Genomic DNA, 25,495 nt, shown 5'->3' with positions numbered 1-25,495 from the left:
TATTTTCCTAAGAATTTTTAATAGAAAATCCTCGACGCGTAGGTTTAATATTTGCCAACTCCACTTGAAAACTTACCTTGTCGCTCATTTCCCCACTTCTCGCTTCCAAAGTCCACTTACCAGGACGCAAATTCCAAAATAAAGAATTAGCTGAGTTTGTCTCTAACTTTTCACCATTTAACCACCATTCCACGGTTGCAGATTTATTTCCCGTTAATTTGAATTCCAATTTTTGCTTCCCTTCTTCACCTGGATAAACCAAGAATAAATCGCCGCGATGCGGAGATAAAATTCTCAACTTGTTAGAAATAAAACTCGATTGTTGTTGTTTTACCAACCATTCATCATATTCTGATGGCAAATTGAATTGATTGTCACCTTCATAGGCAATTTTATCTTCAGGATAGAAATATTCCTGCACCACTGAGGTACAATTTGATGTTGGTCGTAACCCCGAAATTGCACAAACAGGTAATTGCACTAAACCTTCTGGAGAAGGAAAATCCGCTGGTTCTTGATGTTCGTGCAGATGTAACATAATTCGATTCCATAAGGGTGCTGCACCTGTGACACCTGAAACCTGACGCATCGGTTCGCCATTGAAGTTACCTACCCAAGTAGCGACGGTGTAATCTGTGGTGAAGCCAACCGTCCAAGTATCCCGAAAATTGGAAGAAGTGCCAGTTTTAACAGCCGTAGGAAAAGGTAAATTTAACACCGAGTCTACACCAAAAGCTGTGGCACGAGCATGACTGTCACTAAGTATGTTGGTGATTAATTGCCAAATTGTGCGGTTAGGGAGTGGGTAGTTGGTAGAGACGCGATTCATGTCGTCTGTAGAGATTGAGGAATTAGAAAATGTGCTTACTAAAGGAGTAGCGTCTCCTTCTCGTGCCATAGTAACGTAAGCTCTGGCTAATTCCCAAAGACTGACTTCGCCACTACCAAGAGTCAAACCCAAACCATAATGTTCTGGGGTTTGATTGAGATGTTCAAATCCCAGTTGATGCAGACGTTCTAGGAAAGTTTCCACACCTACCTTTTCTAACACTCGCACTGCGGGTACATTTAAAGAATTTGCTAAAGCGATTCTTACCCGCACTGGGCCAAGAAAACGTTCGGTGTAATCTGTGGGGCTGTAAAGTTTCGCGCCGGGAATGGCGTAATGGGCAGGTACATCTGCCAAAATGGTACTTGGGCGAATTAAACCTTTTTCTAAAGCTAACTCATAGACAAAAGGCTTCAGGGTAGATCCTGGTTGACGTAGCGCTTGCACTCCATCATTGCGTCCCAATTTGGCTTCATTAAAGTAATCAGGCGAACCCACATAAGTCAATACTTCACCAGTGTGGTTGTCAATTACCAACGCTGCTGCATCATGGACATTGTTGGCGGCGATAGAAGAAATTACCTGCTGTATCTGTGCTTCGACAAACTGCTGTAAGGGGCGATTTATGGTTGTGCGGATAACAGATTGATCCCCCCAACCCCCCTTAAAAAGGGCTTTATTCTTGTTATTGTGAGGAAGGCTAGGGGTGATTTGATTGGCTAACCAAAATAAAAAGTGTGGTGCGGCGATAATTCCTCGCTGGCGAGATTGGAACACAACTTTTTCGGCTGATGTTCGTTGGGCGATCGCTCCACTGATATACTTTTCCTGTACCATCCGATTCAGGACGTATTTTTGTCGCTGCTTCAGTCGTTCCGAATGTTCGTAAGGGTTAAAGTATGTGGGATTATTGGGAATAGCAGCCAACAAACTAGCTTGAGCAAGATTCAAATCACTCGCTGGGATGGAAAAATAAGTGCGCGCAGCCGCTTCCACACCATATATATTCCCTCCCATTGGCAACCGATTGATATATGCAGCCAGGATTTCATCTTTGTTCATCCCTGCTACCAACCGCCAAGATAGCCAAATCTCTTGCATTTTACCAGAGAAGCTGCGAGGCACTGGATCTAACATCCGCGCCAACTGCATAGTAATAGTGGAAGCGCCGGAAACAATTCGTTTGGCGTGGATGGCTTCTTGGCTGGCGCGGATAACAGCTTTCATATCCAATGCCCCATGATGGTAAAAGCTGCCATCTTCGGCGGCTAAAATGGCATGGATAAACTGGGGCGAAACCTGATTTAGAGGTACTACTGATGTATGCTCTTGATCGCGGGTGAGTAGTGTTCCTAATGGTAAATTATTGCGATCGCTAAATTGCATTGCCAGTTGATTTTGGGCAATATCTGCGGCACGAATGGCCGCAAAATAAGGTATCAGGCGCACCACCAGACAGATTAACAGCACAGCCAGAATAACTTTACTAGTGCGCTTAAGTTTGAGTAGCGATCGTAAAATTAGTTTCATCAGGGAATCCCCTGCCCAAAAAACTACCTTAATTTTGACGCAGCGATTACATCTACATCAGTAAATATGTCAAAGACTTAATAATTTATTTATGCTAACTTAGCAGATGTAAATTAATATTTTCCGAAATTGAATACTTCTTAATAGTTAAGAATTGTAGTTATTTTTTGGAACATCACACTGAATTAGTTATCTATATAAATAAACATACTTAAATCCAAAGTTTGGGTAGAAATAACTAGTCATCTTGCGTTATTTATCAGCCTTGACATTGCCCAATCAATGAGGTAAAGCAAATTTTTTTGCTATAAATTGTGAATTTTTAATTTTGAATTACTAAGAATATGATTATTAGAGTTTTACTCCGTTTCCAGCATAAAATTCTCCGTCTCTTCCTTGGTGTCCTTGGCGGTTCGTTAAAAAAAATTAGTCATTCATCCAGCCAGAAGAAAAAAATACAATATCTTCTTCTCTTTACATTTATGCTAGGAATGGCAGGGTGTAATTTTTTTGGTATTAACTCAACCAAAGAACAACTAGTAGCAGTATCCCCACTCACGCCGCCTAAACTACCAAACTGGATTGAACAAATTAGTCCCCTTGGAGATGCAAAACCCCTCAACCAAATTCGCATCCGTTTTAAAGAAGCTTTAATTCCAGTTGAAAGCCTTGACAATCCAGAACAACAGAAATTATTACAAAAATTTGAACTTTCGCCATCTTTACCCGGTCAATTTCGCTTTTTAACAGCGCGCATGGTGGGTTTTCAACCTGACAAAGCCTTACCAATAGCGACAAGATTTCAAGTCACTCTCAAAGCAGGTTTAGCCGATTTAAAAAATCATCGCCTAGATAAAGATTTACCTTGGACATTTAACACCGAATCTATCAACTTAACTAATTTACCCGGCGTCAATCCCATTGAGAAAGCTGACGCTGAACCAATTGATTTACAACCAAAGTTACAGTTTACCTCAAATGTAGAATTGGATTTAGCTTCTGTACAAGAACATTTACAGTTAATTCCTGAAGGAAAAAACAAGGGTGTCGGCTTCAAAGTCGAATTAAACAAAGAAGAAAAACCATTAAAGAATGAAGAAGACCCTTTAGAAAAATTTGATCCTTCAGCACGCAATTGGATTTATAACCTCATCCCACAGGAAAATCTCGAAAAAGCAACTCATTATCGTTTAGTATTTTCTCCCGGAATACGTCCTGCTTATGGCAATCTACCTACAGAGAAAGAATTTGCTAGTAAATTAGCAACTTACTCGCCTTTGGCATTTGGGCAAATTAATTTTTACGGACAGCCAGATGCAGGTGGAACTTTTGGCAGATTTGTCAAAGGCAGTCCACAGCTAGAATTTAATAACGTCTTATTAGCAGATTCAGCTAAAGAAAATATTACTATTAATCCAGCGCCAAAAGAAATTTCCAGAATTCTACAAATAAATGATGAAGATAAAATTGTTGGTATTAATCCTTATGCACTAGAACCAGCTAAGACTTATACAATTACTATCGGTGCAAATCTCAAAGATAAGTTTGGACAAACTTTGGGTAAACCCGTCACACTTCAATATGATACTGGAGATTTAGCTGGGGATATCTGGGTGCCATCGGATTTGAATATTTTTCCCACAGATAAAAATTTACAGCTAAATATTACTACAGGAAATCTCCCAGAATCTAAATACAAAGCAGCTTATCAAGTAGTTAAACCGACAGATTTAGTTTATTTTAATAATAGTAATGATTTATTACCCAAACCTTCAGATTGGCAAAGCTTTCAGGTATTGGGTAAGAAAAATCAATCAGTTGATATTGCTGTTCCTCTGCGGGAAAAAATAAATTCCCCTACAGGAATGTTAGCTTATGGAGTACAAGCCCGCACTAATAAATATCAAGAAAATGGTAAGGAACTGTGGCGCGAACCTACGACTTACGGCTTAGTTGAATTGACGAATTTGGGCGTATTTACTCAGTGGTTTCCTGAGTCAGGTTTAATTCGCGTCAATCATCTTACAGATGGTTCGCCAGTGAAAAATGGCACTGTGGAAATTTATCAATCAAAATTACAAGCAAAATCTCGCCCGGAACCAGTACCATGTGCAACAGGTAAAACTGATGAAAATGGAATTTTCCGAATTGTTCGTGAAGGATTACAGCAATGTTATTCTGGAAATGAAAGCTCTAGTAAATCACCACAATTATTAGTAATTGCCCGTGAAAATCAAGATTGGGCATTTGCAAGAACTGAAGAATATAGCGGTGTTTATGGCTATGGTATTGATGCAGGTTGGCAAGATAGTAAACCAGAGTCACGGGGGGTAATTTTTTCAGATAGACAGTTATATCAACCAGGTGAAAAAGCTTGGTTAACTGGTTTTGCTGATTTCTTACAAAATGGGGTAATTCAGCAAGATAAAAATGCTATTTACCAATTAACCTTGGTAAATCCTGATGGACAAAAAACCAGCTTAGGTACACAAACCACAAACGAATTTGGTACATTTTCTCTGGAACTACCAATCAAGACTACTCAACGCTTAGGCTACTATACAATCCAGGGTAAGGGTAAGAATGGACAAGAACTTTCTGGAGAGTTTCGGGTAGCTGAATTTAAGCCACCCAACTTTAAAGTCGAACTTAACTTAGATAAAGAATTTGCATATATTGACGAGAAAGTTAATATTAATGCTACAAGTAATTATTTGTTTGGTGCGCCTGTAGAAGGTGGAGAAGCAAAATATTTTATTACTCGTCAGCAGACAAATTTTGTTCCCAAAGGTTGGGAGGAATTTACATTTGGTAGACAATGGTTTTGGCCAGAGGAAACACCTACTATATCTAGTGATGTATTGCAAACTAATTCACAACTAGATACTAATGGTAAAAGTAGTCAAACTGTGAATGTGGCAAATGATTTACCATATCCGATGACTTACCAAGTAGATGTGCAAGTTGCAGATGTTTCTAATTTGTCTGTAGCGAATTCCAAAACATTTACAGCCTTACCAAGTAATCGCCTTATCGGGTTAAAAAGTAATTTCATTGCTGATGCTGGCAAAGCTTTTCCCATTGAAGTGATTGTTACTGACCCTACAGGAAAACCAATCACAGGTCAACGGGTGCGATTGGAATTACAACAAATAAAATATAGCAGCGTCACGCAATTAGTGGAAGGTAGCCGGACGCCAAAAAATCAAATTGAATATAAAACAGTAGGACAAGCAGAAATTACATCTGCTAGTAATCCGCAATCGGTAAGTTTGACAGCGCCGGAATCTGCTTCATATCGGATTAGAATGAATTTTAGCGATGCTAAAAGCGAATTAAGTGCCACAGATTTACAAATTTGGGCAACTGGAGAAAATCCGGTATTTTGGGGTTCCAGAGAAAAAGATGTCTTAGAAGTTAAGCTAGATAAAAAAGAGTTCAAACCAGGTGAAACTGCTACTGCATTAATTCAATCTCCCTATCCAGATGCAGAATTGTACTTTGCTGTGATTAAAGACAAACCTCTTTATCAGCAAATTATTAAAGTTCAGGGGGGCGCACCACAAATTCAGTTTCAAGTCACGCCAGAAATGCTGCCAAATGCAGCCATTGAAGCTGTGTTAGTCAGACAAGGTAAACCAATAAATCAAGTAGAAGCGGGAAGTTTAGATAACTTGGTGAAGATTGGTTTTACACCTTTTAAAGTTAATTTAGAAGATAAGTATTTAAAACTGCAAGTTAAGCCACTACAAGCATCACTAGAACCTGGTGCAGAGTCAACAGTTCAATTAGAACTGAAGGACAATCAAGGAAACCCCACCAAAGGACAATTTACAGTCATGGTGGTAAATGAAGCGGTGTTACAACTTTCTGGTTATCGTCCGCCAGATTTAGTAGATACCGTTTATGCAGAACAGACAATTTCTACCCGCTTTAGCGATAATCGACCAGATGTCATATTACAAGCACAAGATGTCGCTAAACCGAAAGGTTGGGGTTATGGCGGTGGGTTCTCAACTGGTGCAGCCAATACTCGTACCCGGACTGATTTTCAAGCCTTAGCTTACTACAACGGTTCTGTCCTTACTGATGCAAATGGTAATGCACAGATAACCTTTAAACTCCCCGATGACTTAACTACATGGCGGGTGATGGCTGTGGCCACCGATGGAAATCTGCGTTTTGGTAACGGCGATGCAACATTTATCAGCACCAAACCACTACTAACTAATGCCATCTTGCCACAATTTGCCCGTCCAGGCGATCGCATTCTCGCTGGTTTATCCGTCACTAACAACACCGGAAATACGGGAAATCTCTCAATTAATGGCGAACTTAGCGGTAATGTGAAGTTTGCTGAGAAAAACCCCACTACTACTGCTTTGCAAACCAAAGCCGAATCCGCAACTCATGGTTATCGCTTTCCCATATTGGCGGATAGTGTGGGAACTGGTAAAGTTCGCTTTACGACTCAGCTAAATGGTACAGCCGCAGATGCTTTTGAAGTACCTTTGGAAATTAAGCCAATTGAAATTACAGAACAAGTCGTTGAATCTGGTGTCACTGAAAAAGAGGTGAAAATTCCCTTGAATGTAGATAAAAATACCTTCCCTGACGCAGGAGGTTTAGATATTCAGTTGGCGAGTACTTTGATACCAGAGATTCAAGCACCAGCAAAACAGGTTTTATCAGATGATGATTTACCATTTACAGAACCGGCTGCAAGTCAATTAATAATTGCTGCCAATCTGCAAACAATTGGACAAAAATATGGTCAAGCATTTGCCGGATTTAATCCTAGCCAACAAGCAAATCAAGCAATTGAACAATTACAAAAACTGCAAATAGCCGATGGTGGTTTGGCTGCTTTCCCAGGACAAGAAAAATCCGATCCTTGGGTTTCTGCATATACCGCTGAATCTTTAGCTAAAGCCAATCAGGCGTTCCCTAATTTAGTCGATTCTGGAATGCTTTCTCGCCTGAAAACTTATTTGCAAAAAGTTCTGGCGAATCCCGGAGAATATGATTTTTGTAAACAAGTGCTGTGTAAAAGGCAACTGCAACTTCATGCTTTAATCGCCTTATCAGAAATAGGTGAAAAACGTAACACTTTCCTTGCCGATATTTATGAACAGCGCAATAACTTTGATGTCGTAACTCAAATTAAACTAGCGCGATACTTATCACAATTCTCAGAATGGCAAGATGAATCTCAACAATTAGTCAACAAACTGCAACAAAATATCTATGAAACTGGTCGCACAGCAATTGTCAGTTTACCAACTAGTTGGGGATGGATGAGTTCATCTACCACAACGCAAGCACAAGCTTTACGCTTATTTATTGCCAAACAAAGTAAACCCGAAGTTATAGATAAGTTATTCCAAAGTCTTTTGGCACTGCGACGGGATGGTACATGGCAAAGTAACTATAATAACGCCCAAGCTTTAACAGCTTTGGTAGATTATAGCCAATTGCAACCCACACCACCTAATTTTGTAGCCACAGTGAAATTAGCTGGAAATAAGTTAGGAGAAAATCAGTTTAATGGCTATCAAAATCCTAGCTTACAGCTAAATGTGCCGATGAATAAATTACCTCGCGGTCGTAATGATTTAACCCTGCAAAAGTCTGGGAATGGCACTTTACACTATCTGGTTGCTTATAATTATCGCTTGCAAGGAAATCAACCAGGGAGATTTAACGGTTTACGAGTAACACGAGAAATTAGCAAATTAAATGAAGAGAAAGTTCTGCAAAAAACAGGTATTTACGCTTTCGATAAACCCTTGACTTTAGCCTCTGGACAGGTATTTGATATTGGTTTAGAAATCATCGCCGATCGCCCCGTGGATCATATAATCATTAAAGACCCGCTACCAGCAGGTTTTGAGGCGGTAGATGCGAGTTTTCAAACTGCCACAGCGGCATTACAAGCAAAAGCCGATAGTTGGGAACTTGGCTTTAGAAATATCTACCGCGATCGTATTATCGCCTACGCTGACCACCTGGAACCAGGAGTTTATAGTCTGCATTACTTAGTCCGTTCTGTGACACCTGGAACATTTTCTTGGCCTGGTGCCCAAGTTCATCTGCAATATGCACCAGAAGAATTTGGGCGTACTGCTGAGTCTACATTAATACTAGAGGATGGAAAGTAATTATTTATCCATATTTGGCTAAAACAAATCTAAAAATCTTTCCAAGTCTAAGCAATTGAAAATTTGGCACTAGTTGTACTTTCCTAGTAAGGTGAGTACACAACTAGAGCTAATATGCAATCACCCGTTTAACATAAATAGGCGATCGCCACAAATACCCTTAGGCTAGAGGTGATTAATCAAGTGTCTTCCTAAGATGAAATAGCATCCTTAGGAAATAAATATCATGACCGACGGCTTAACTGCATCAAGCAAATCCACAGATGCAGTAGTTTATTCAAGCTTGCCTAGATAGTCATAGCAACTATTTGAACACTATTGCCTTTATTGCAATTAAAGATATTAACGTACAACAGTCAGCAACTTCAAACGGTTGTTTTTATTTCTTGAAGTTTCCTTACAGATGACTATTGATCTCTCTCACCTAAGTATGAGTGAGAGTAAACAGCATGAGCCAGCAAGATAACACCCCAATGAGACAATTGTTATGAATCAACGCATTAAGATTGAAAAAACTGTAACCATCAACAAGCCAGCAGAAGAACTCTACCGCTTCTGGCACAACTTTGAGAACTTGCCCAGTTTTACAAAGCATCTCAAAAACGTAAAAGTATATAACGACAAGCGATCCCACTGGATAACTAGCGCACCGTTAGGCACAAGTGTTGAATGGGATGCAGACATTATTGAAGATCGCGAAAACGAATTGATTAGTTGGACTTCAGTTGAAGGCGCAGATATTGCCAACTCCGGTTCTGTTCACTTCCAGCCAACACTCAACGATCGCGGCACCCAGGTCAAAGTTGTCACAGAATATAACCCACCGGGTGGAGCGATTGGAGATGCAATTGCCAAACTCTTTGGTGAATCGCCCGAACAGCAACTAGGAGACGATTTGCACCGCTTTAAAATGCTGATGGAAACCGGCGAAATTGCGACAACAGAAGGTCAACCAAAGGGCAAAGGATAAATATTCAAACCAGTTCAGTAAACAATACTTGTCGGTTAAGGGGAAAAGGGGAAAGGGAAAGGGGAAAGAAAAAACCTTTAACCTTTACCCTTTAACCTTTACCCCAAACCCAATTCCGAGTTAAAAATGCTTAACCGAGCAGTATTGGTTCAGTAAATAGATTTCACATTTCCCGAACAACTTAACTTTAGGAAACTCAAGCAATGAAAGCAGTTTGTTGGCAAGGTAAGAACAAGGTAGAAGTTGAAACTGTACCCGATCCCAAAATCATTAATCCACGTGATGCGATCGTCAAAATCACCTCAACAGCGATCTGCGGTTCTGATTTACATCTATATAACGGCTACAACCCCACAATGAAAGCAGGCGACATTTTGGGACATGAATTCATGGGAGAGATTGTTGAACTAGGCAGTGGCGTTAAGAATAAAAAAGTTGGCGATCGCGTCGTTGTCCCCTTTACAATTTCCTGCGGCTCATGTTTCTTCTGCAATCGGGATTTATGGTCGCTGTGCGATAACTCCAACCCTAACGCTTGGATGGCAGAAAAAATGATGGGTCATTCCCCATCGGGTCTTTTTGGTTACTCTCATTTAACTGGGGGTTACGCAGGAGGTCAAGCCGAATATGCCCGCGTTCCCTTTGCCGATGTCGGGTTATTCAAGATTCCTGATGGACTGGCAGATGAACAAGTCCTATTTTTCACTGATATTTTCCCTACAGGTTATATGGCAGCCGAAAACTGTGACATCCAACCAGGGGATACAGTGGCGATTTGGGGTTGCGGCCCAGTTGGACAGTTTGCCATCAGAAGTGCTTTCATGCTCGGTGCTGGGCGCGTCATCGCCATCGATCGCGTTCCCGAACGGCTCCAGATGGCAAAAGACGGTGGAGCAGAAATTTTGAACTATGAAAAAATTGACGTAGGTGAAGCCCTCAAAGAAATGACTGGGGGTCTGGGTCCCGATTCAGTCATGGATGCGGTGGGGATGGAAGCTCACGGTATGGGTTTGGAAGGCTTCTATGACAAGGCGATGCAAGCGGTGCGACTGGAAACCGATCGCCCCAATGTCTTACGTCAAGCGATCGTTGCCTGTCGTAAAGGCGGTACAGTGTCGGTTCCCGGTGTTTACACAGGCTTTGTAGACAAGATGCCGATGGGTGCTTTTATGAACAAAGGCTTAACCATGAAAACAGGACAGACCCACGTACATCGTTATTTACAGACGCTACTCGATCGCGTTCAAAACGGCGATATTGATCCCTCATTTGTAATCACCCACAGTCTACCGCTAGAGCAAGCTCCCCACGGTTACGAAATCTTCAACCAGAAGAAAGATAACTGCATCAAAGTCGTGCTTAAGCCCGGTCAGGCTGCTTGAAACCCACGCTCTATCAAACACCGCGATCGATAAGTAGAAAGAACCTTGGGCTGGTTGTCGGTGTTTGAATAAAGACTACGAGCTATTGCCTCAAACTTCGGAGACATTTATGTATCTTGTTACAATCCGGATCGTGCTGCGGCGTTTGGCATAAATTTTTACCCTTGGTTGCTTTTCAAACTCCCTCTAACGCCGCACCTGTCGCAGTGCATCAAACGCCTTACCTCGCAACCCTATAGGTAACAAGGATAATCCTAAACCAGTCCAAGCTTTAGCATTTGAAAAAGATTGTCCTGCTAAAACTAGCTCTCTGCCTTTTTGCGTTTCTCCCTTTTCAATTAAACGCAAACCTAATAATAATTGCGTTTCACTTAAACGATTGAGCCTAACTTTTTCTAGTTTTTCCGACTCAAACTTATAACTTTCTAGATAGCGAATTTTATCAAACAAATAAGGAATAGCTCGATTAATACCTTGCTGCTCTGCATGAGAGCGATATTCCATCAATAATTTTGGTAAATAATAACCCTTTTTCCCAGCCAAAGCTAGACGCACAAATAAATCATTATCCTCACAATTTTGCATATTGGGCAACATAAATCCTAATTCTTGCAATGTTTGACGCCGAAATAATGTTGCTCCAACTTGAAAGCTTTGATGAATAAATACAACTTCCAGTAAATTATCTACAACACCTGCCGATAAATTCTTCCTTCCCCAGCGATGAGAATTTTCTTGAGTTTTTACCTCATCCCGCAGATTGTTAATATCAATTATCCAATGGTCTGTGCCAACAAAATCAATGCTAGAATCTTGAGCGAGAATAGCTGCCGTACTTGCGAGAAAATCGGGTGTTAGGCGATCGTCATCATCAAATTTCATGAAATATTCACCACTGGCAGCATCAAAACCAGAGCGCATATTATTACTTTTACCAATATTTTGATGATGACGGATGTATTTAATCCGATGGTCTGCGTACTCTAACATTAGCTCAGGTGTGCGATCGCTAGAACCGTCATCGCAAACAATTAGTTCAAAGTCTTGCTCAGACTGATTAAGTACACTGTCAATCGCATAAGGTAAGAGACTGACACGATTAAAAGTAGGAATACAAACAGTAATTTTTGGCATACTCTATACTTTAAACAATTAGCAATGAGCTATGCCCCGCTACGCTAACGCAATTACGTTTTGTGATAGCGAGTTTTCGAGCGTCTGGGGATTATATCCCAACACAAGCAACCCATAGGGAGCATCTCACCTTTGCAAATATACCAGGCGATTATAAATAGCGGCTACACAAACCTACCCTGTTGGGGAACCCGTTCGCGTGGTTTTAAGCCGTCTTGATTGTAAAGAACATTATTAATTTTGACAAATGGATCTGCATTAGCACAGTTACCTGTTTTATCTTGACCAAATGCCTCATACCCACTGACTAATTTCCTACTCAACTCGCTTAACTTGAAATCTCTGCAAGCCTTCCGGTTCTTCATACTGAACTAAAACCTCTTGCACCACAGCAGCCGGTGGACCAGAGTGACACCAACGAACCATTTCATCTACAACCTCTCGCGCCCCTTCAAAAACTGCCTCTACTCGACTATCGGGGAGATTCCGCACCCAACCAGTTAATCCTAGCTGGCTAGCTGTATCCACAGTGGAATAGCGATAACCCACTCCTTGGACTCGGCCAGAAATGAATACATGGGCACGGACAATCTTTGGTAGTGATGTGTAGTTCTGCATAAAATAGTCTATTCTTTACGATTTCTTTAAAATATAATAAAAATTTATGCTATTTTTACTCTCCGACTCACTCTGTCTCCAGAAGCTATAAAATAAAATTTATGGCATCTACTATTCAAGCTCTACCAACAGAAGTCGTATATCTGATTACAGCAGGAGAGGTCATCGACTCTTTAGCCTCTGTGGTGCGGGAATTAGTAGAAAATTCCCTAGACGCAGGAGCAACGCGAATTGTTGTTTCCCTATGGCCGCAGCAATGGCGGATTCGTGTGGCAGATAATGGTTGTGGAATGAACCTAGATGATTTGCAACAAGCCGCCACAGCCCACAGCACCAGTAAAATTCGCTCTAGTGGCGATTTGTGGAAAATTAACAGTTTGGGTTTTCGTGGTGAGGCCTTGCACAGTTTAACGACTCTGGCAGATTTGGAAATTTTGAGTCGTCCTGTGGACGAAAGATTAGGATGGCGAGTTGTCTATGGTGATGCTGGGGAAGTTGTGCAAGTTGAAGTAACTGCGATCGCACCTGGTACAGTAGTTACAGTTTCAAATCTTTTTGGTGACTGTTCATCACGTCGTCAAGGATTGCCCACAGGCGCACAGCAAATGAAAGCCGTGCAAGCAACCATTCACCAAATCGCCCTCTGTCATCCCCAGGTTACTTGGCAGCTTTGGCAAAATGACCGTCAATGGTTCACCATCTCTCCATCTGCCACAACAGGGCAACTATTAACGCAGATTTTACCACAAGTGCGGCAGGGTGATTTGCAAGAAATAAAACTCGAAATACCCGACCCTTGTACAGACGCGATGAATCGCGTCTCTCTTGTCTCTCCCAACTCAGCACTTACTTTAGTGGTAGGATTACCCGATCGCTGCCATCGTCATCGTCCAGATTGGGTACGTGTAGCTATCAATGGACGGATGGTAAAGACACCAGAATTAGAGCAAACAATTTTATCAGCATTTCATAGAACATTACCACGCGATCGCTATCCAATTTGTTTCCTACATCTTGCCATTTCCCCAGATCAAATTAACTGGAACCGCAATCCCGCAAAAACAGAAATTTATCTCAACGAAATCACTTATTGGCAAGAACAAATTACCCAAGCAATTAACCAAGCACTCCGCATCTCTTCTGCCAATCTCAAAGAATCTGTCCACACAACACGAGTTAGTAAATTACTCAAAGCCGCAGAAGCCAAAGGTGGCTACAATTTCAATCCGAAAAACTCAAAGGAACCAGATAATACTCAGCTTTCTTTAAAAGCTGTGGCACAAGTGAGTAATACTTATATTGTTGCCGAACATTCTGGTGGGATGTGGTTAGTAGAACAGCACATTGCCCATGAGCGAGTTTTGTATGAGCAATTATGTGATAATTGGCAACTCGTTTCTGTCGAACCTTCAATTATTCTCTATCAATTGTCACCAGCACAAGTATCCCAATTGCAACGCATCGGTTTAGATATAGAACCCTTTGGCGAACAACTTTGGGCAGTTCGTAACCTACCCACAATATTACAGCAGCGCGAGGATTGTGCGGAAGCAATTTTAGAATTGAGTTTGGGAGGTGACTTACAAACTGCTCAAGTAGCTGTTGCCTGTCGTAGTGCAATTCGTAACGGTACACCAATGAATCTGCAAGAAATGCAGACACTTTTAGATGATTGGCAACGCACCCGTAACCCCCGCACCTGTCCCCACGGACGCCCAATTTATTTATCCCTAGAAGAGTCGTCTTTAGCTCGCTTTTTCCGGCGTAATTGGGTCATTGGAAAAAGTCATGGAATTTGAATTATTTTGTGATTTATAGGACTAGTATTTGATTTTTTAAATATTTGTAGAAGTACATATAGTAATGCACAATCTTGACTGTTGGTGTGTTAGGCATAAGCCATAACACACCCTACAAATACTGGGATTTTTTCAGAAATCAAATATGATTCCTACAGAATAAAATCGACTTAACTTACAAAATCATTCCAGTTTCCTTCAAATAAACCCGTGTAAATGGTTCATCTTCACCTAAATTATAGTCTTCAACAAATCCTTTGCGACGAATAGAAATGTTGTTGTCTTTTTTAATCACCACAGTAGAACCCTCAAAAATATCCCGCGACAACATCATCTCAGTTTCGGTGGGATTATCCAAAACTACTAAGTTACTACGCTGATAAAACATACCCTCTTGCTCTAGGATATCTTCGCTATACTCGGCAATTAGCAAATCAACTTTTGGATGACGCAGCAAAGTTTGGACGTTGCTGTTGTAATCTTTGCCTAATACTTTTTTTGAACGATTCACAAAAACTGCGTCACGACAAACAGCGCCGATTATCCAGTCTGGATGTTGCAAAAGAATATGGTCAATCGTTGTTTGCAGTTCTTCAACTGAGATTTTATTAAAGGTAATAATCGGTATCCTCGCATCTGTACCGGACTCAAAAAACGTTTCTAAGATCCGAGAAGGCACATCAACGCTTTCACCCTCGGAAGGTTTAAGATGCATTAAAATGCCTGGTGCAGCATTAATTTCCAAGATGGCAAAGTTACTGGATTTCCAAGATTCAGAAAGACTTTTGGTAATGACATCAATACCCAAGCAAGTCAACTGAAAATGTTGGGCAATATCTTGCGCCAAGATAATATTGTCATCATGAACTATCCGTGTTGCATCGATGCTCATACCCCCAGCGGAAAGATTGGCAACTTTACGCAGATACACAGTGCGCCCTTTCTCGATCACACTGTCCAATGACAAGCGTTGTTCCTCTAGGTAGAGTTCCATCGCATCATCCACGAGAATTTTACTCATGGGTGAGGTGGGTGAGTCTAAACGTGCAGGTTTGCGGTTCTCTTGGCGGATTAATTCGGCGATAGTTAAATATCCATCACCGACAACCGATGCTGGACGGCGTTCGGTGGCGGCGACAAATTTGCCATCGACACATAACAAGCGAAAATCCGATCCAGAAATGCTTTTTTCGACAATTATTCGGGGTAGCTGATCTTCGGGAATGGCTGCCAGTGCGCGATTATAAGCAGACTCCAGTTCATTTAAGTCTTGGACATCAGCTGTGACGCCAATTCCTTTGTGACCGACCACTGGTTTAACTGCGACTGGGAAGCCAATTTTTCTAGCTGCCGCCAAAGCTTCCTTTGGAGAAAAGACAATATCGCCTTCGGGGACTGGGAAACCCAAAGTTTTCAAAAATGCCTTGCAGTCATCTTTACGGGTTGTAAATTCCGAATCTAGATGGCTATCACAATTAAATGTTGTTGCTATCCCCCGGACATGTTTTTTGCCAAAACCGTATTGCATCAATCCTTCTTCCCACAAATAAAATGCGGGAATACCTTTTTCGTAGGCTGTTCGCAACAAGGCGTAGACGGTGGGACCACCATAGACAGAGGCGCGGAATTTATTTTGCAGCCTCACTAACTGATCGTCAAAGTAAAAATCTTCGTCTTGAGTAATGGTTTCAAACCAATCCCAAACAAAGTAGGCTACTTCTCTGGTTGTGCGTTCGTGTAGGGATTCGACACTAATTCGCGTATATTTTAGATGTGACTTGACACTCCAGTGGTTGAGGTGCAAATCCATATCCAGCTTTCCGACTTCTGACACCACTTGGGCAAATAAATCAGCATAGGATTCGTAGCTTTGGTTGCCCAGGTGGGGATAGCGATCGCCAATTCTCGAAATATAATCCTCAATAGGCAAAGGCTGTCTAAATTCAACTAGAGCAAAATCAAATACTAATGCACCTCTATCTAAATAGGGGTTAGATCCGATGTAATGCTTGAAGTTGAAAATATCGAATACATCTGTTCTTCTGGCATTAATGCGGACTAAATCACTGCTTTTTTGTTGAACCATTGATTACGAACCTTTGGCTAAACACCCTGAACTTGAGATGCTGAGTTATGGTTACTCAGACTTATTGATTGGAGAGTTATGGCTTTGCCATTTACTTGAACCGAACCTAGACTAACCATATTATTCAGCATTTTTAACTATCTCAGGGCATAATTAAATGCCGATTCATGAGTAAAATAAATACAGAACATTTCAAGGCAGAGAAAATACACAGCCTAAGTTTCGTAGTTATATGACAGTCCTATTTCATTTGGGAAAAAAATAAAGTACATTTTGAATACTTCCTCCTTGCCTCAACGAGTAATTTCACAACTGATTTAGGATTGCTACTATATCTATAAAGCCTTAGCTTAGCGGAGCGTAGCCTAGACTGACTTCTGAATTCTCTTGTATGAGTCAATTCATCCTGATGATTAATCAAAGATATAACCTTTGAAAGGTGCGATATTTTACCAATAAATTATATAAATGATAAAGGGTATTAAGGAGACATTAAGGAAACAGGAAACTATGAATAGCACACAAGCTGCTCTAAGAGATGAAGTTAGACTACTCGCTGAGGAGGCTTTTCACTGCAAACTGATTTCTGGACATGGAGATGGGGCAGATAAAGAAGAGTATCAAATCGTCTATCAAGGCAAACCCAGGCATTTTCCACTAGAACAAGCACGTTTTTTCTTAACTAATTTGCTTTACAAACGTGATTAATTAGAGCTTTCTAGTTCAATACATGGCTTTAGATATCGCAGCTAAAGTTAATATAATTTACTTGACGATTGTAGGATAAATCTCCAATAGCCAATTAGCAATATACTCAACAATGCCTCTAGAAAATATCTCTAGAGGCAGTTGCCGCTCAGGGGTTTATTTACTTATGGATAATGAGTTTTAAGGATTATGGTTTTTGATGTAGTTTTACTGCGCTCGCAACTTTTAATACTACCGATTTTCAAGTTATCTATCAAATGGAAGATATTATAATTTTAATTGTCATGGTTTATTGAGATTTATCTAAATCAAATCAGGGGGCAATATGGTGGAAAATAATCCTAAAAGACAATTGGTAATTATTGGCGGAGCTGAAGACAAGGAAGGAGATTCGCAAATTTTACGAGACTTTGTGCGCCGTGCTGGAGGTACAAAAGCATACATTGTGATCATGACAGCGGCGACAGAACTACCCAGAGAAGTGGGGGAAAATTATATTCGAGTGTTTGAGCGTTTGGGAGCTGAGAATGTTCGCATAATTGATACAGAAACTCGTGATGATGCGTCTTCATCTACGGCATTGCAAGCTATTGATAAAGCAACTGGGGTATTTTTTACTGGAGGAGACCAAGCTCGTATTACTAGCATCCTCAAGGATACTGAAATTGATACGGCGATTCACAAACGTTTTTCTGAAGGTGTAGTTATTGCAGGTACCAGTGCCGGAGCTGCTGTAATGCCCGATAAAATGATTGTTGAAGGTGATTCTCAAACCCATCCGCGGATTGAAACTGTGGAAATGGGTCCTGGTTTGGGATTTTTGCCAGGTGTGGTAATTGACCAGCATTTTTCGCAGCGTGGACGCTTAGGACGCTTAATTTCAGCTTTGATATTAGAGCCTGCTGTTTTGGGATTCGGTATTGATGAGAATACGGCGATGGTTGTGACAGATAACCAAATTGAAGTAATTGGTGAAGGTGCGGTCACAATTGTCGATGAATCAGAGGCTACATATAACAATATGGGTGAAATTTTGAAGGATGAGTCCTTGGCGATTTGCGGAGCCAAGCTTCATATTTTGCCGCACGGCTTCAAATTTGACCTGAAGACCCGCCAGCCGATCTTAAATAATGGGTCTGTAGCAAATGTCTCTGTAGGAGTGAGTTGAGTTTAAGCAACAAACAGTTAAGTTTTAGGAATAGAGATGAGGGGATGAGGGAGATGAGGAAGTAAATTATTCCTTGTTCCCTTGTCTATTTCTTTAATTGGAAGTCCCTTATAAGGGACTTCCAATTAAAGAAATTATCCCATTTTCATACATTCTCCTCTGCTTCCTCTGCCTCCTCTGCTTCCTCTGCATACACAACGATGGAATATTTTTTACTTGGAAATCCCTAAATAGTCGATTTGTTTCTGTGTGGATCATAGAGAGTTAGTTTGTTCCATCTTCAAAGAATATTAAGAATTACTTAATATTCTTTGAATTGAGCAAAACTCAGTCATTATAAAATACTGGGAAAATTCAACTAATTCCAGACTTCTTGGTGTTTGAGCTTTGTTAAGAACTTGACGATGAAGGCATTTATATTAGCTGCTGGTGTTGGACAACGTTTGGGTAAAGAGGGACAAATCCAACCCAAATGCTTGTTGAGATTTAACGGTAAATCTCTGCTAGAGCGCCATTTGAACTATCTCCGTCATTACCAGATAGACGAAGTTGTAATTGTCATAGGTTACCAGGCACAAAGAATTCAGGATGAAATCAAAGCATTGGGAGCGGAAAATTGGGTTAGTACAGTTTACAATCCTGACTATACCAAAGGTAGCATTATCAGCTTGTGGAGTTTACGTCAATATCTCAATGCTAGCGATCGCCTTTTGTTAATGGATGCAGATGTTTTGTACGATCGCCAAATTATCGAAAGACTAGTCAAGACCAATATCTCTAACTGCTTCTTGCTGGATCGGAATTTTGAAGCAGGAGATGAACCCGTGAAGCTTTGTGTCAAAGATGGTTATCTAGTGGAGTTTCGCAAACAAGTGGCTTTGAACCTGGCTTATGATTTCGCTGGCGAGTCCGTGGGATTCTTTCGGTTTGAAAATGCGATCGCTCAACGTCTCGCCAGCCGCACAGAACAATATATTGCGGAAGGACTCCACGATCAACCTTATGAAGAAGTAATTCGGGATTTGCTATTAGAAACTCCAGAGATATTTGGTTACGAAGACATCACCGATTTACCTTGGCTAGAAATCGATTTTCCCCAGGATATTCAACGCGCTCAAAATGAAACTTTGCCCAAAATTGAAGTATTAGATAATATAAATTCTCTAAAAGAAGATACTTTTGAGACGGAACCATAAATCATAACCCAAAAATCAACTCTTACTCTCTGCGTCTCTGCGCCTCTGCGTGATACAAATTTATATTTTCACTCAGCAACACCAAAATTCAAATATCACATAGTTTAACAAAATCACAATAGATGGATCAAATATTTGCACCCGTTGCCACCACTACAAACTTAAGTAAGTGTTCCCAACTGCGGGTATTATTAGAATCGCCGCAACTTGACTTCATCATGGAAGCCCACAATGGAATTAGCGCCCGCATTGTGGAAGAAGCTGGATTTAAAGGAATTTGGGCGAGTGGATTAGCTCTTTCGGCTCAATTTGGCGTTCGAGATAATAACGAAGCCAGTTGGACTCAAGTTGTAGAAATGCTAGAGTTCATGTCTGATGTAACCACTATCCCCATTTTATTAGACGGCGATACAGGTTATGGCAACTTTAATAATATGCGTCGCTTGGTGAAAAAGTTAGAACAGCGGGGTATTGCTGGAGTTTGTATTGAAGATAAGCTCTTTCCCAAAACCAATAGTTTCATTAACGGTAGTCGCCAATCCCTGGCTGATATTGATGAATTCTGCGGCAAAATTAAGGCAGGTAAAGATAGCCAAACAGATGCAGATTTTTGTATCGTCGCCCGACTGGAAGCTTTGATTGCCGGTTGGGATCTTTCCGAAGCATTGCGGCGAGCTGAAGCTTATCATACCGCAGGTGCAAACGCGATTTTGATTCATAGTAAATCATCGCGTCCTGACCAAGTGCTAGCCTTTGCGAAAGAATGGGCGGGTCGATCGCCATTAGTGATTATACCGACCAAATATTACAGCACCGCAACCGATGTGTTTCGCAAAGCCGAAGTTAATTTGGTCATCTGGGCAAACCATCTAATTCGAGCGGCTGTTACCAGTATGCAAGCGATCGCCCGAGAAGTTCAAGCCAGCGAAACTTTAATCAACATTGAAGATGATATTGCGCCAGTCAAAGAAATTTTTCGATTACAGGGAGCCGATGAACTCCTAGAAGCCGAAAAACGCTACTTCAGCAACGGACGCCACCATACTCAAGCGATCGTTTTAGCTGCTAGCAGAGGACAAGAGTTAGCTGGGTTGACGCAAGATAAACCAAAAGTCATGTTACCCCTTGGAGGTAAACCCCTGCTTAGGCTGTTGGTGGACAAATTCAAGAAACTTGCCATCAACGATATTACCGTTGTCGCTGGTTACAAAGCAGAAACTATTAATGTTGCGGGAACAAAAGTTATCCGCAACCCAGATTATGAAACAACTGGAGAATTAGCATCCTTAGCTTGCGCTCAAGACAGCTTTGGCGAGGAAATGCTGGTACTTTACGGCGATTTACTATTTAGAAGCTATATCCTGCGGGATTTATTAGAATGTCCTGGAGAAATTGTGGCTGTGGTTGATTCTGTAATTAACAGTAAGTCAGTTAGCGGTTCCCCTGACTATGCTTATTGTTCAATTCCCGATGACCTTTCCATCTTTGGACAAGATGTTAACCTTTTGCATATCTCCAAAGCAACGCAAACTCAATTGGGGAATTCCTGCGGACGCTGGATTGGAATGCTGCGCTTACGAAGTGAAGGTAGACAGTGGATAAGTGAAGCACTTAATGAGTTGCAAACACGACCAGAATTTAACAGTTTGGGTTTGCCGGAATTATGCAATTATTTAATCGAGCAAGGTAAACCAATTAAGGTGCTTTATATTCGCGGTAATTGGTTAGATGTTAATTCCTTAGATGACCTGGATTTGGCGTTTCAATTGAAGCAATAGGGTATTGGGTATTGGGCATGGAATATAATTTTTTGGTTGCATGGACTTGCACCTTTGTTGCATGGACTTGCACCTTTGTTGCATTGACCTGCATCTTTGTTGCATTGACCTGCATCTTTGTTGCATTGCCCTGCATCTTTGTTGCATTGCCCTGCATCTTTGTTGCATTGCCCTGCATCTTTGTTGCATTGCCCTGCACTAGCGCGTGTTTTCAAAGTCTTAGATACCCCCAACCCCCTTAAAAAGCTACGGTGTACACACAGAAATAGCTGAGAAATCACGGTTTTACCCCACCCTAACCCTCCCCTTATAAAGGGGAGGGAACCAAATTTTTGATTTCCCCCCTTTATAAGGGGGGATTAAGGGGGGTAATTCGACTTGTGTGTACGCCATAGGGGGGCGAAGAGTCTCTTAAAGTCCCCCTTTTTAAGGGGGATTTAGGGGGATCTAAAAAGTTAGGAGGCTAAACGAGCAGTTTGAAAACACGCCCTAACCCACCCTAATATTTCAGGCAACATTGCCGACTTGTAGAGGCAACGCCGCTTCTTGTAGAGTAACAAGTGGCATCATTTGTTATAACTTCCAATGCCCCATGCCCATCTCCAAATAAATTATTTATGATTCAAGCAGAGGAATTTGTAGAAGCTGCTCGAAATTTGGGTTTTGATTTTTATACTGGCGTACCTTGTTCTTTTCTGACGCCTTTTATTAACTACGTCATTAATGACGCTCAACTGACTTATATTTCCTCAGCCAACGAGGGAGATGCTGTAGCCACTGCTGCGGGAGCTACAATTGCTGGCAAACATGCAGTGGTGATGATGCAAAACTCCGGTTTGGGAAATGCAGTTAACCCGCTAACGTCGCTCACTTATATTTTTCGGATTCCATTATTAGTTATTTGTACATTGCGAGGCGATCGCAGTTTGCAAGATGAACCACAACATCAATTAATGGGGCAAATCACAGATAAATTGCTGCAAACTATGACTATACCTTGGGAATATTTTCCCACAGACGCAGCACAAATAGAACCCGTCCTGCAAAGAGCCACAGCCTACATGCAACAAGAGCGCTGTCCTTATGCTCTAATTATGCGTAAAGGAGCAATTGCACCTCATCCACTCACCCGTTCTTCTATCCTCAAACGGGAAGATAGTAGTCGCCCTCATGTTCAGCAAAGCTTTTTTCAGGAAAACAAAGAACAACGAGTTTCCCGCAGCGAAGCACTAGCCAGGATTCTACAATTCACCGATATCGAAAACACTGTAATAATTGCCACTACAGGATACACCGGGCGCGAACTGTTTGCCAGTAAAGACAGCGCCAATCATCTTTATATGGTCGGCTCAATGGGCTGTGCTTCCTCAATGGCATTGGGGCTATCCTTAGCACGTCCAGACCTGAAGGTGGTAGTCATTGATGGCGACGGTGCAGCACTCATGCGAATGGGGAATTTTGCTACTATTGGCACTTATGGCGGTGCTAATTTAATCCATATTCTCTTAGACAATGAAGCGCACGATTCCACAGGCGGACAAGCAACCGTTTCTGCGGGTATTTCCTTTGCCAAAATTGCCGAAGCTTGCGGTTACGGCGTCACATTAGCCGGAGACGACCCCGCCCTTTTAGATGCCTTATTTACCGCAGATACCGACGCTAGACCGAAATTCGCTCATCTAAAAATTCGTCCCGGAACCTTAGAAAACCTACCTCGACCCAACCTTACGCCGGAAGCAGTTTTGCAACGCTTTGTGAAACATATTGGTAATTCGTAATTCGTAATACTTCGGCTACTTCGACTCCGCCGTAGTTGAATCTCGACTCACTTCGACGCCGCTCAGTGCAAGTCGCTCGATTTGAGCGTAGTCGAAACTCAGCACGAGTCGCTCAGTACAACTGCCCAATGACTAATATCAAAATGATTTTACTAAATCCTGGTCCTGTTAATTTGAGCGATCGCGTGAGAAATGCGCTGTTACGTCCTGATTTGTGTCATCGGGAAGTGGAATTTTCTCAACTTCAAACCCAAATACGCGAACAATTACTTCAAGTTTATGGTCTTCGGGGCGATCGCTGGGCAGCAGTTTTACTCACCGGTTCTGGTACAGCCGCGATGGAAGCGATGGTCAGCACTTTAGTACCTAGGAATGGGAAACTGCTGGTTATTGAAAACGGCGTCTATGGCGAAAGAATATCCAAAATTGCCAAAATCCACGACATTGATTACATCACACTTTCCCATCCTTGGGATGCTGAAATAGATATCAAAAGTTTAGTTAAACTCCTGGATGAAAACGCTGATATCACCCACCTCGCTGTTGTCCATCACGAAACTACTACTGGTCGTCTAAATAACTTGGTGGAACTGGCTACAATTTGTCAGGAACGCCGCATCGAACTATTACTAGATACAGTTAGCAGCTTTGGTGCCGAGGAACTGAATTTTGAGGATTGGGGAATTACTGCTTGTGCTGCAACAGCCAATAAATGTCTGCATGGCGTCCCAGGAACCTCCTTTGTCATCCTGCGACGGGATGCGCTGCCATCATTAGACACAATCCCCCGTACTTTATATTTAGATTTAGCAACCTATTGCCAACAACAGGATAAAGGCGGTACACCTTTTACTCAATCAGTACAGACATTTTATGCTTTAGCAGAAGCTTTGCAAGAAATGGCAGAAGCAGGAGGATGGCGTGCTAGACACAGCTATTACAGCCAACTTGCAAACTTAGTCAGGGAAGGATTAGCCTCAATGGGAATTAAATCTTTACTTCCTCAAGGAAGTTCATCTGTAGTTTTGAATGCCTACTATTTACCAGATAATTTCAGCTATGAGGAATTTCACGACCAACTCAAAGTAGAGGATTATGTAATTTATTCTGGACAAGGAAATTTAGCTCAATCTATTTTTAGAGTATCGACAATGGGAGCTATTACTCACGCTGATATGGAACGATTTATTGCTGTTGTTAAACAAATTATTTCCAAAAGACATTAAAAAAGCGGAGTAGGAGTTCCTCCGCTTGATGCTACTCTGTAGCTTAAATGCTTTAATTGCGACTTCTAAACTATCAAGATTAGTCAGTTGTATTTTTGATTTGCAAGTTCTTTAATTCCTCCCAAACACACTACCAAGGGCACGTGCCATATTTTGCGGTTGCATTGCATCCATTGCAGCGGTAGGTTCGTAACCACAGTGAACCATGCAATCAGCACACTTGGGATTACCACTCTTCTGGCCGTATTGACTCCAGTCAGTTTCTCCTAGTAATTCTTTGAAAGTAGAATAATAACCTTCATTCAAGAGATAGCAAGGTTTTTGCCAACCAAGAACGCTATAACTTGGGCTACCCCAAGGCGTGCATTCGTAATCTTTCTCACCTGTGAGAAAATCTAGGAACAGGGGATTGTGATTGAAGTTCCAGTTTTTTTCACCAGCTTTGAAGGGAGCAAGAATTTCTCTAAAAAGAGCGCGGGTTTGTTCGCGGTGGAGAAAATGATCTTGATCTGGTGCCCACTCATAGCTGTAACCAGGAGAAATCATCATCCCGTCAGTATTGAGGGTTTCCAGAAAGTCAAAGAACTCTTGCATATCTTTGGGTTGGGTACCTTCAAAGATAGTCGTGTTAGTGGTGACACGAAAACCTTTAGCTTTAGCAGCGCGAATGGCTTTGACAGCAATATCAAAAACGCCTTGGCGATCGACACAGCGATCGTGCAATTCCCGCATCCCATCTAAATGGACGCTGAAAGTCAGGTAAGGGGAAGGTTGAAACTTATCCAGGTTCTTTTCTAACAACAAACCATTGGTACACAAGTAAATATACTTCTTGCGCTCAACTAATCCCCGCACAATCTCGTCAATTTGGGGATGTAGCAGAGGTTCTCCTCCAGGAATTGAGACAACTGGTGCGCCGCATTCTTCCACTGCGGTAAAACACTGTTCTGGGGTGAGGTTTTGCTTTAATATTTCCTTTGGATGTTGAATTTTACCACAACCAGTACAAGCTAGATTACACCGAAAAAGTGGTTCCAACATTAATACCAAAGGAAAGCGTTTGCGCCCCAACAAACGCTGAGTAACCAAATACTTGCCAATATCGATCGCTTGTTGTAAATTAACTGCCATG

At 41.5% G+C, this 25,495-nt stretch carries 15 protein-coding genes and 1 pseudogene; 10 read left to right on the top strand and 6 right to left on the bottom strand.

What is annotated here, in order from left to right; translation table 11 throughout:
* Nucleotides 1-7: 7 nt before the first annotated feature.
* Nucleotides 8-2,359, bottom strand: coding sequence for a penicillin-binding protein 1C (pbpC, locus tag ACFG4S_RS07120; RefSeq protein WP_392534124.1), 2,352 nt, complete (start codon nt 2,357-2,359; stop codon nt 8-10).
* A 482-nt stretch (nt 2,360-2,841) separates the two neighbouring features.
* Between pbpC and ACFG4S_RS07115 the strand changes: the two genes are divergently transcribed.
* The 3 genes and pseudogenes from ACFG4S_RS07115 to ACFG4S_RS07105 all read left to right on the top strand — a co-directional run bounded on the left by ACFG4S_RS07115 (nt 2,842) and on the right by ACFG4S_RS07105 (nt 10,872).
* Entirely contained in the window at nt 2,842-8,520 is a 5,679-nt protein-coding gene (locus ACFG4S_RS07115; protein ID WP_392535928.1) for an alpha-2-macroglobulin, read from the top strand.
* Between the two features lie 475 nt (nt 8,521-8,995).
* A pseudogene (locus tag ACFG4S_RS07110) lies at nt 8,996-9,490 on the top strand (SRPBCC family protein); the annotation flags it as partial.
* A gap of 203 nt (nt 9,491-9,693) precedes the next feature.
* Nucleotides 9,694-10,872, top strand: coding sequence for a zinc-dependent alcohol dehydrogenase (locus ACFG4S_RS07105; protein ID WP_392534123.1), 1,179 nt, complete (start codon nt 9,694-9,696; stop codon nt 10,870-10,872).
* 186 nt (nt 10,873-11,058) lie between these two features.
* On the opposite strand, the gene ACFG4S_RS07100 is transcribed toward ACFG4S_RS07105, so the two are convergent.
* From ACFG4S_RS07100 to ACFG4S_RS07090, 3 genes are all read right to left on the bottom strand, one after another.
* A complete protein-coding gene (locus ACFG4S_RS07100) occupies nt 11,059-12,006 on the bottom strand; it encodes a glycosyltransferase family 2 protein (protein WP_392534122.1) in 948 nt (315 codons plus the stop codon).
* Nucleotides 12,007-12,170: 164 nt separating this feature from the next.
* The gene (locus tag ACFG4S_RS07095; RefSeq protein ID WP_392536160.1) at nt 12,171-12,329 is read right to left on the bottom strand and encodes a hypothetical protein; all 159 of its coding nucleotides are present in this window, start codon (nt 12,327-12,329) and stop codon (nt 12,171-12,173) included.
* The gene (locus ACFG4S_RS07090) at nt 12,322-12,624 is read right to left on the bottom strand and encodes an acylphosphatase (protein WP_392534121.1); all 303 of its coding nucleotides are present in this window, start codon (nt 12,622-12,624) and stop codon (nt 12,322-12,324) included. The genes ACFG4S_RS07095 and ACFG4S_RS07090 overlap by 8 nt, the downstream gene beginning before the upstream one ends.
* A gap of 101 nt (nt 12,625-12,725) precedes the next feature.
* Between ACFG4S_RS07090 and mutL the strand changes: the two genes are divergently transcribed.
* The gene (gene mutL / locus ACFG4S_RS07085) at nt 12,726-14,423 is read left to right on the top strand and encodes a DNA mismatch repair endonuclease MutL (RefSeq protein ID WP_392534120.1); all 1,698 of its coding nucleotides are present in this window, start codon (nt 12,726-12,728) and stop codon (nt 14,421-14,423) included.
* A gap of 175 nt (nt 14,424-14,598) precedes the next feature.
* Here the strand turns inward: mutL and ACFG4S_RS07080 are convergent, their stop codons facing one another.
* On the bottom strand, nt 14,599-16,509 hold the full coding sequence (locus tag ACFG4S_RS07080) for an acetate--CoA ligase family protein (protein ID WP_392534119.1): 1,911 nt from the start codon (nt 16,507-16,509) through the stop codon (nt 14,599-14,601).
* 510 nt (nt 16,510-17,019) lie between these two features.
* On the opposite strand from ACFG4S_RS07080, the gene ACFG4S_RS07075 reads away from it, so the two are divergent.
* The 6 genes from ACFG4S_RS07075 (at nt 17,020) to ACFG4S_RS07050 (ending at nt 24,363) form a co-directional block, all read left to right on the top strand.
* Nucleotides 17,020-17,217: a hypothetical protein gene (locus ACFG4S_RS07075; protein WP_392534118.1), complete on the top strand. Its 198-nt coding sequence runs from the start codon at nt 17,020-17,022 to the stop codon at nt 17,215-17,217.
* A gap of 325 nt (nt 17,218-17,542) precedes the next feature.
* The gene (locus ACFG4S_RS07070; RefSeq protein ID WP_392534117.1) at nt 17,543-18,385 is read left to right on the top strand and encodes a cyanophycinase; all 843 of its coding nucleotides are present in this window, start codon (nt 17,543-17,545) and stop codon (nt 18,383-18,385) included.
* 404 nt (nt 18,386-18,789) lie between these two features.
* Nucleotides 18,790-19,581, top strand: coding sequence for an NTP transferase domain-containing protein (locus ACFG4S_RS07065; RefSeq protein ID WP_392534116.1), 792 nt, complete (start codon nt 18,790-18,792; stop codon nt 19,579-19,581).
* Between the two features lie 122 nt (nt 19,582-19,703).
* Complete coding sequence (aepX, locus tag ACFG4S_RS07060; protein ID WP_392534115.1) at nt 19,704-21,359, top strand: phosphoenolpyruvate mutase; 1,656 nt, start codon at nt 19,704-19,706, stop codon at nt 21,357-21,359.
* 560 nt (nt 21,360-21,919) lie between these two features.
* The gene (gene aepY, locus ACFG4S_RS07055; RefSeq protein ID WP_392534114.1) at nt 21,920-23,137 is read left to right on the top strand and encodes a phosphonopyruvate decarboxylase; all 1,218 of its coding nucleotides are present in this window, start codon (nt 21,920-21,922) and stop codon (nt 23,135-23,137) included.
* Nucleotides 23,138-23,265: 128 nt separating this feature from the next.
* Nucleotides 23,266-24,363: a 2-aminoethylphosphonate aminotransferase gene (locus ACFG4S_RS07050; RefSeq protein ID WP_392534113.1), complete on the top strand. Its 1,098-nt coding sequence runs from the start codon at nt 23,266-23,268 to the stop codon at nt 24,361-24,363.
* 111 nt (nt 24,364-24,474) lie between these two features.
* Here the strand turns inward: ACFG4S_RS07050 and hpnH are convergent, their stop codons facing one another.
* Nucleotides 24,475-25,494, bottom strand: coding sequence for an adenosyl-hopene transferase HpnH (hpnH, locus tag ACFG4S_RS07045; protein WP_392534112.1), 1,020 nt, complete (start codon nt 25,492-25,494; stop codon nt 24,475-24,477).
* Nucleotide 25,495 lies beyond the last annotated feature (1 nt).

Source organism: Nostoc sp. C117 (genome assembly GCF_043099735.1).
Classification (GTDB): Bacteria; Cyanobacteriota; Cyanobacteriia; order Cyanobacteriales; family Nostocaceae; genus Nostoc.
The sequence above is the reverse complement of the archived record's forward strand: the minus strand, read 5'-3'. Positions and strand labels throughout refer to the sequence as shown.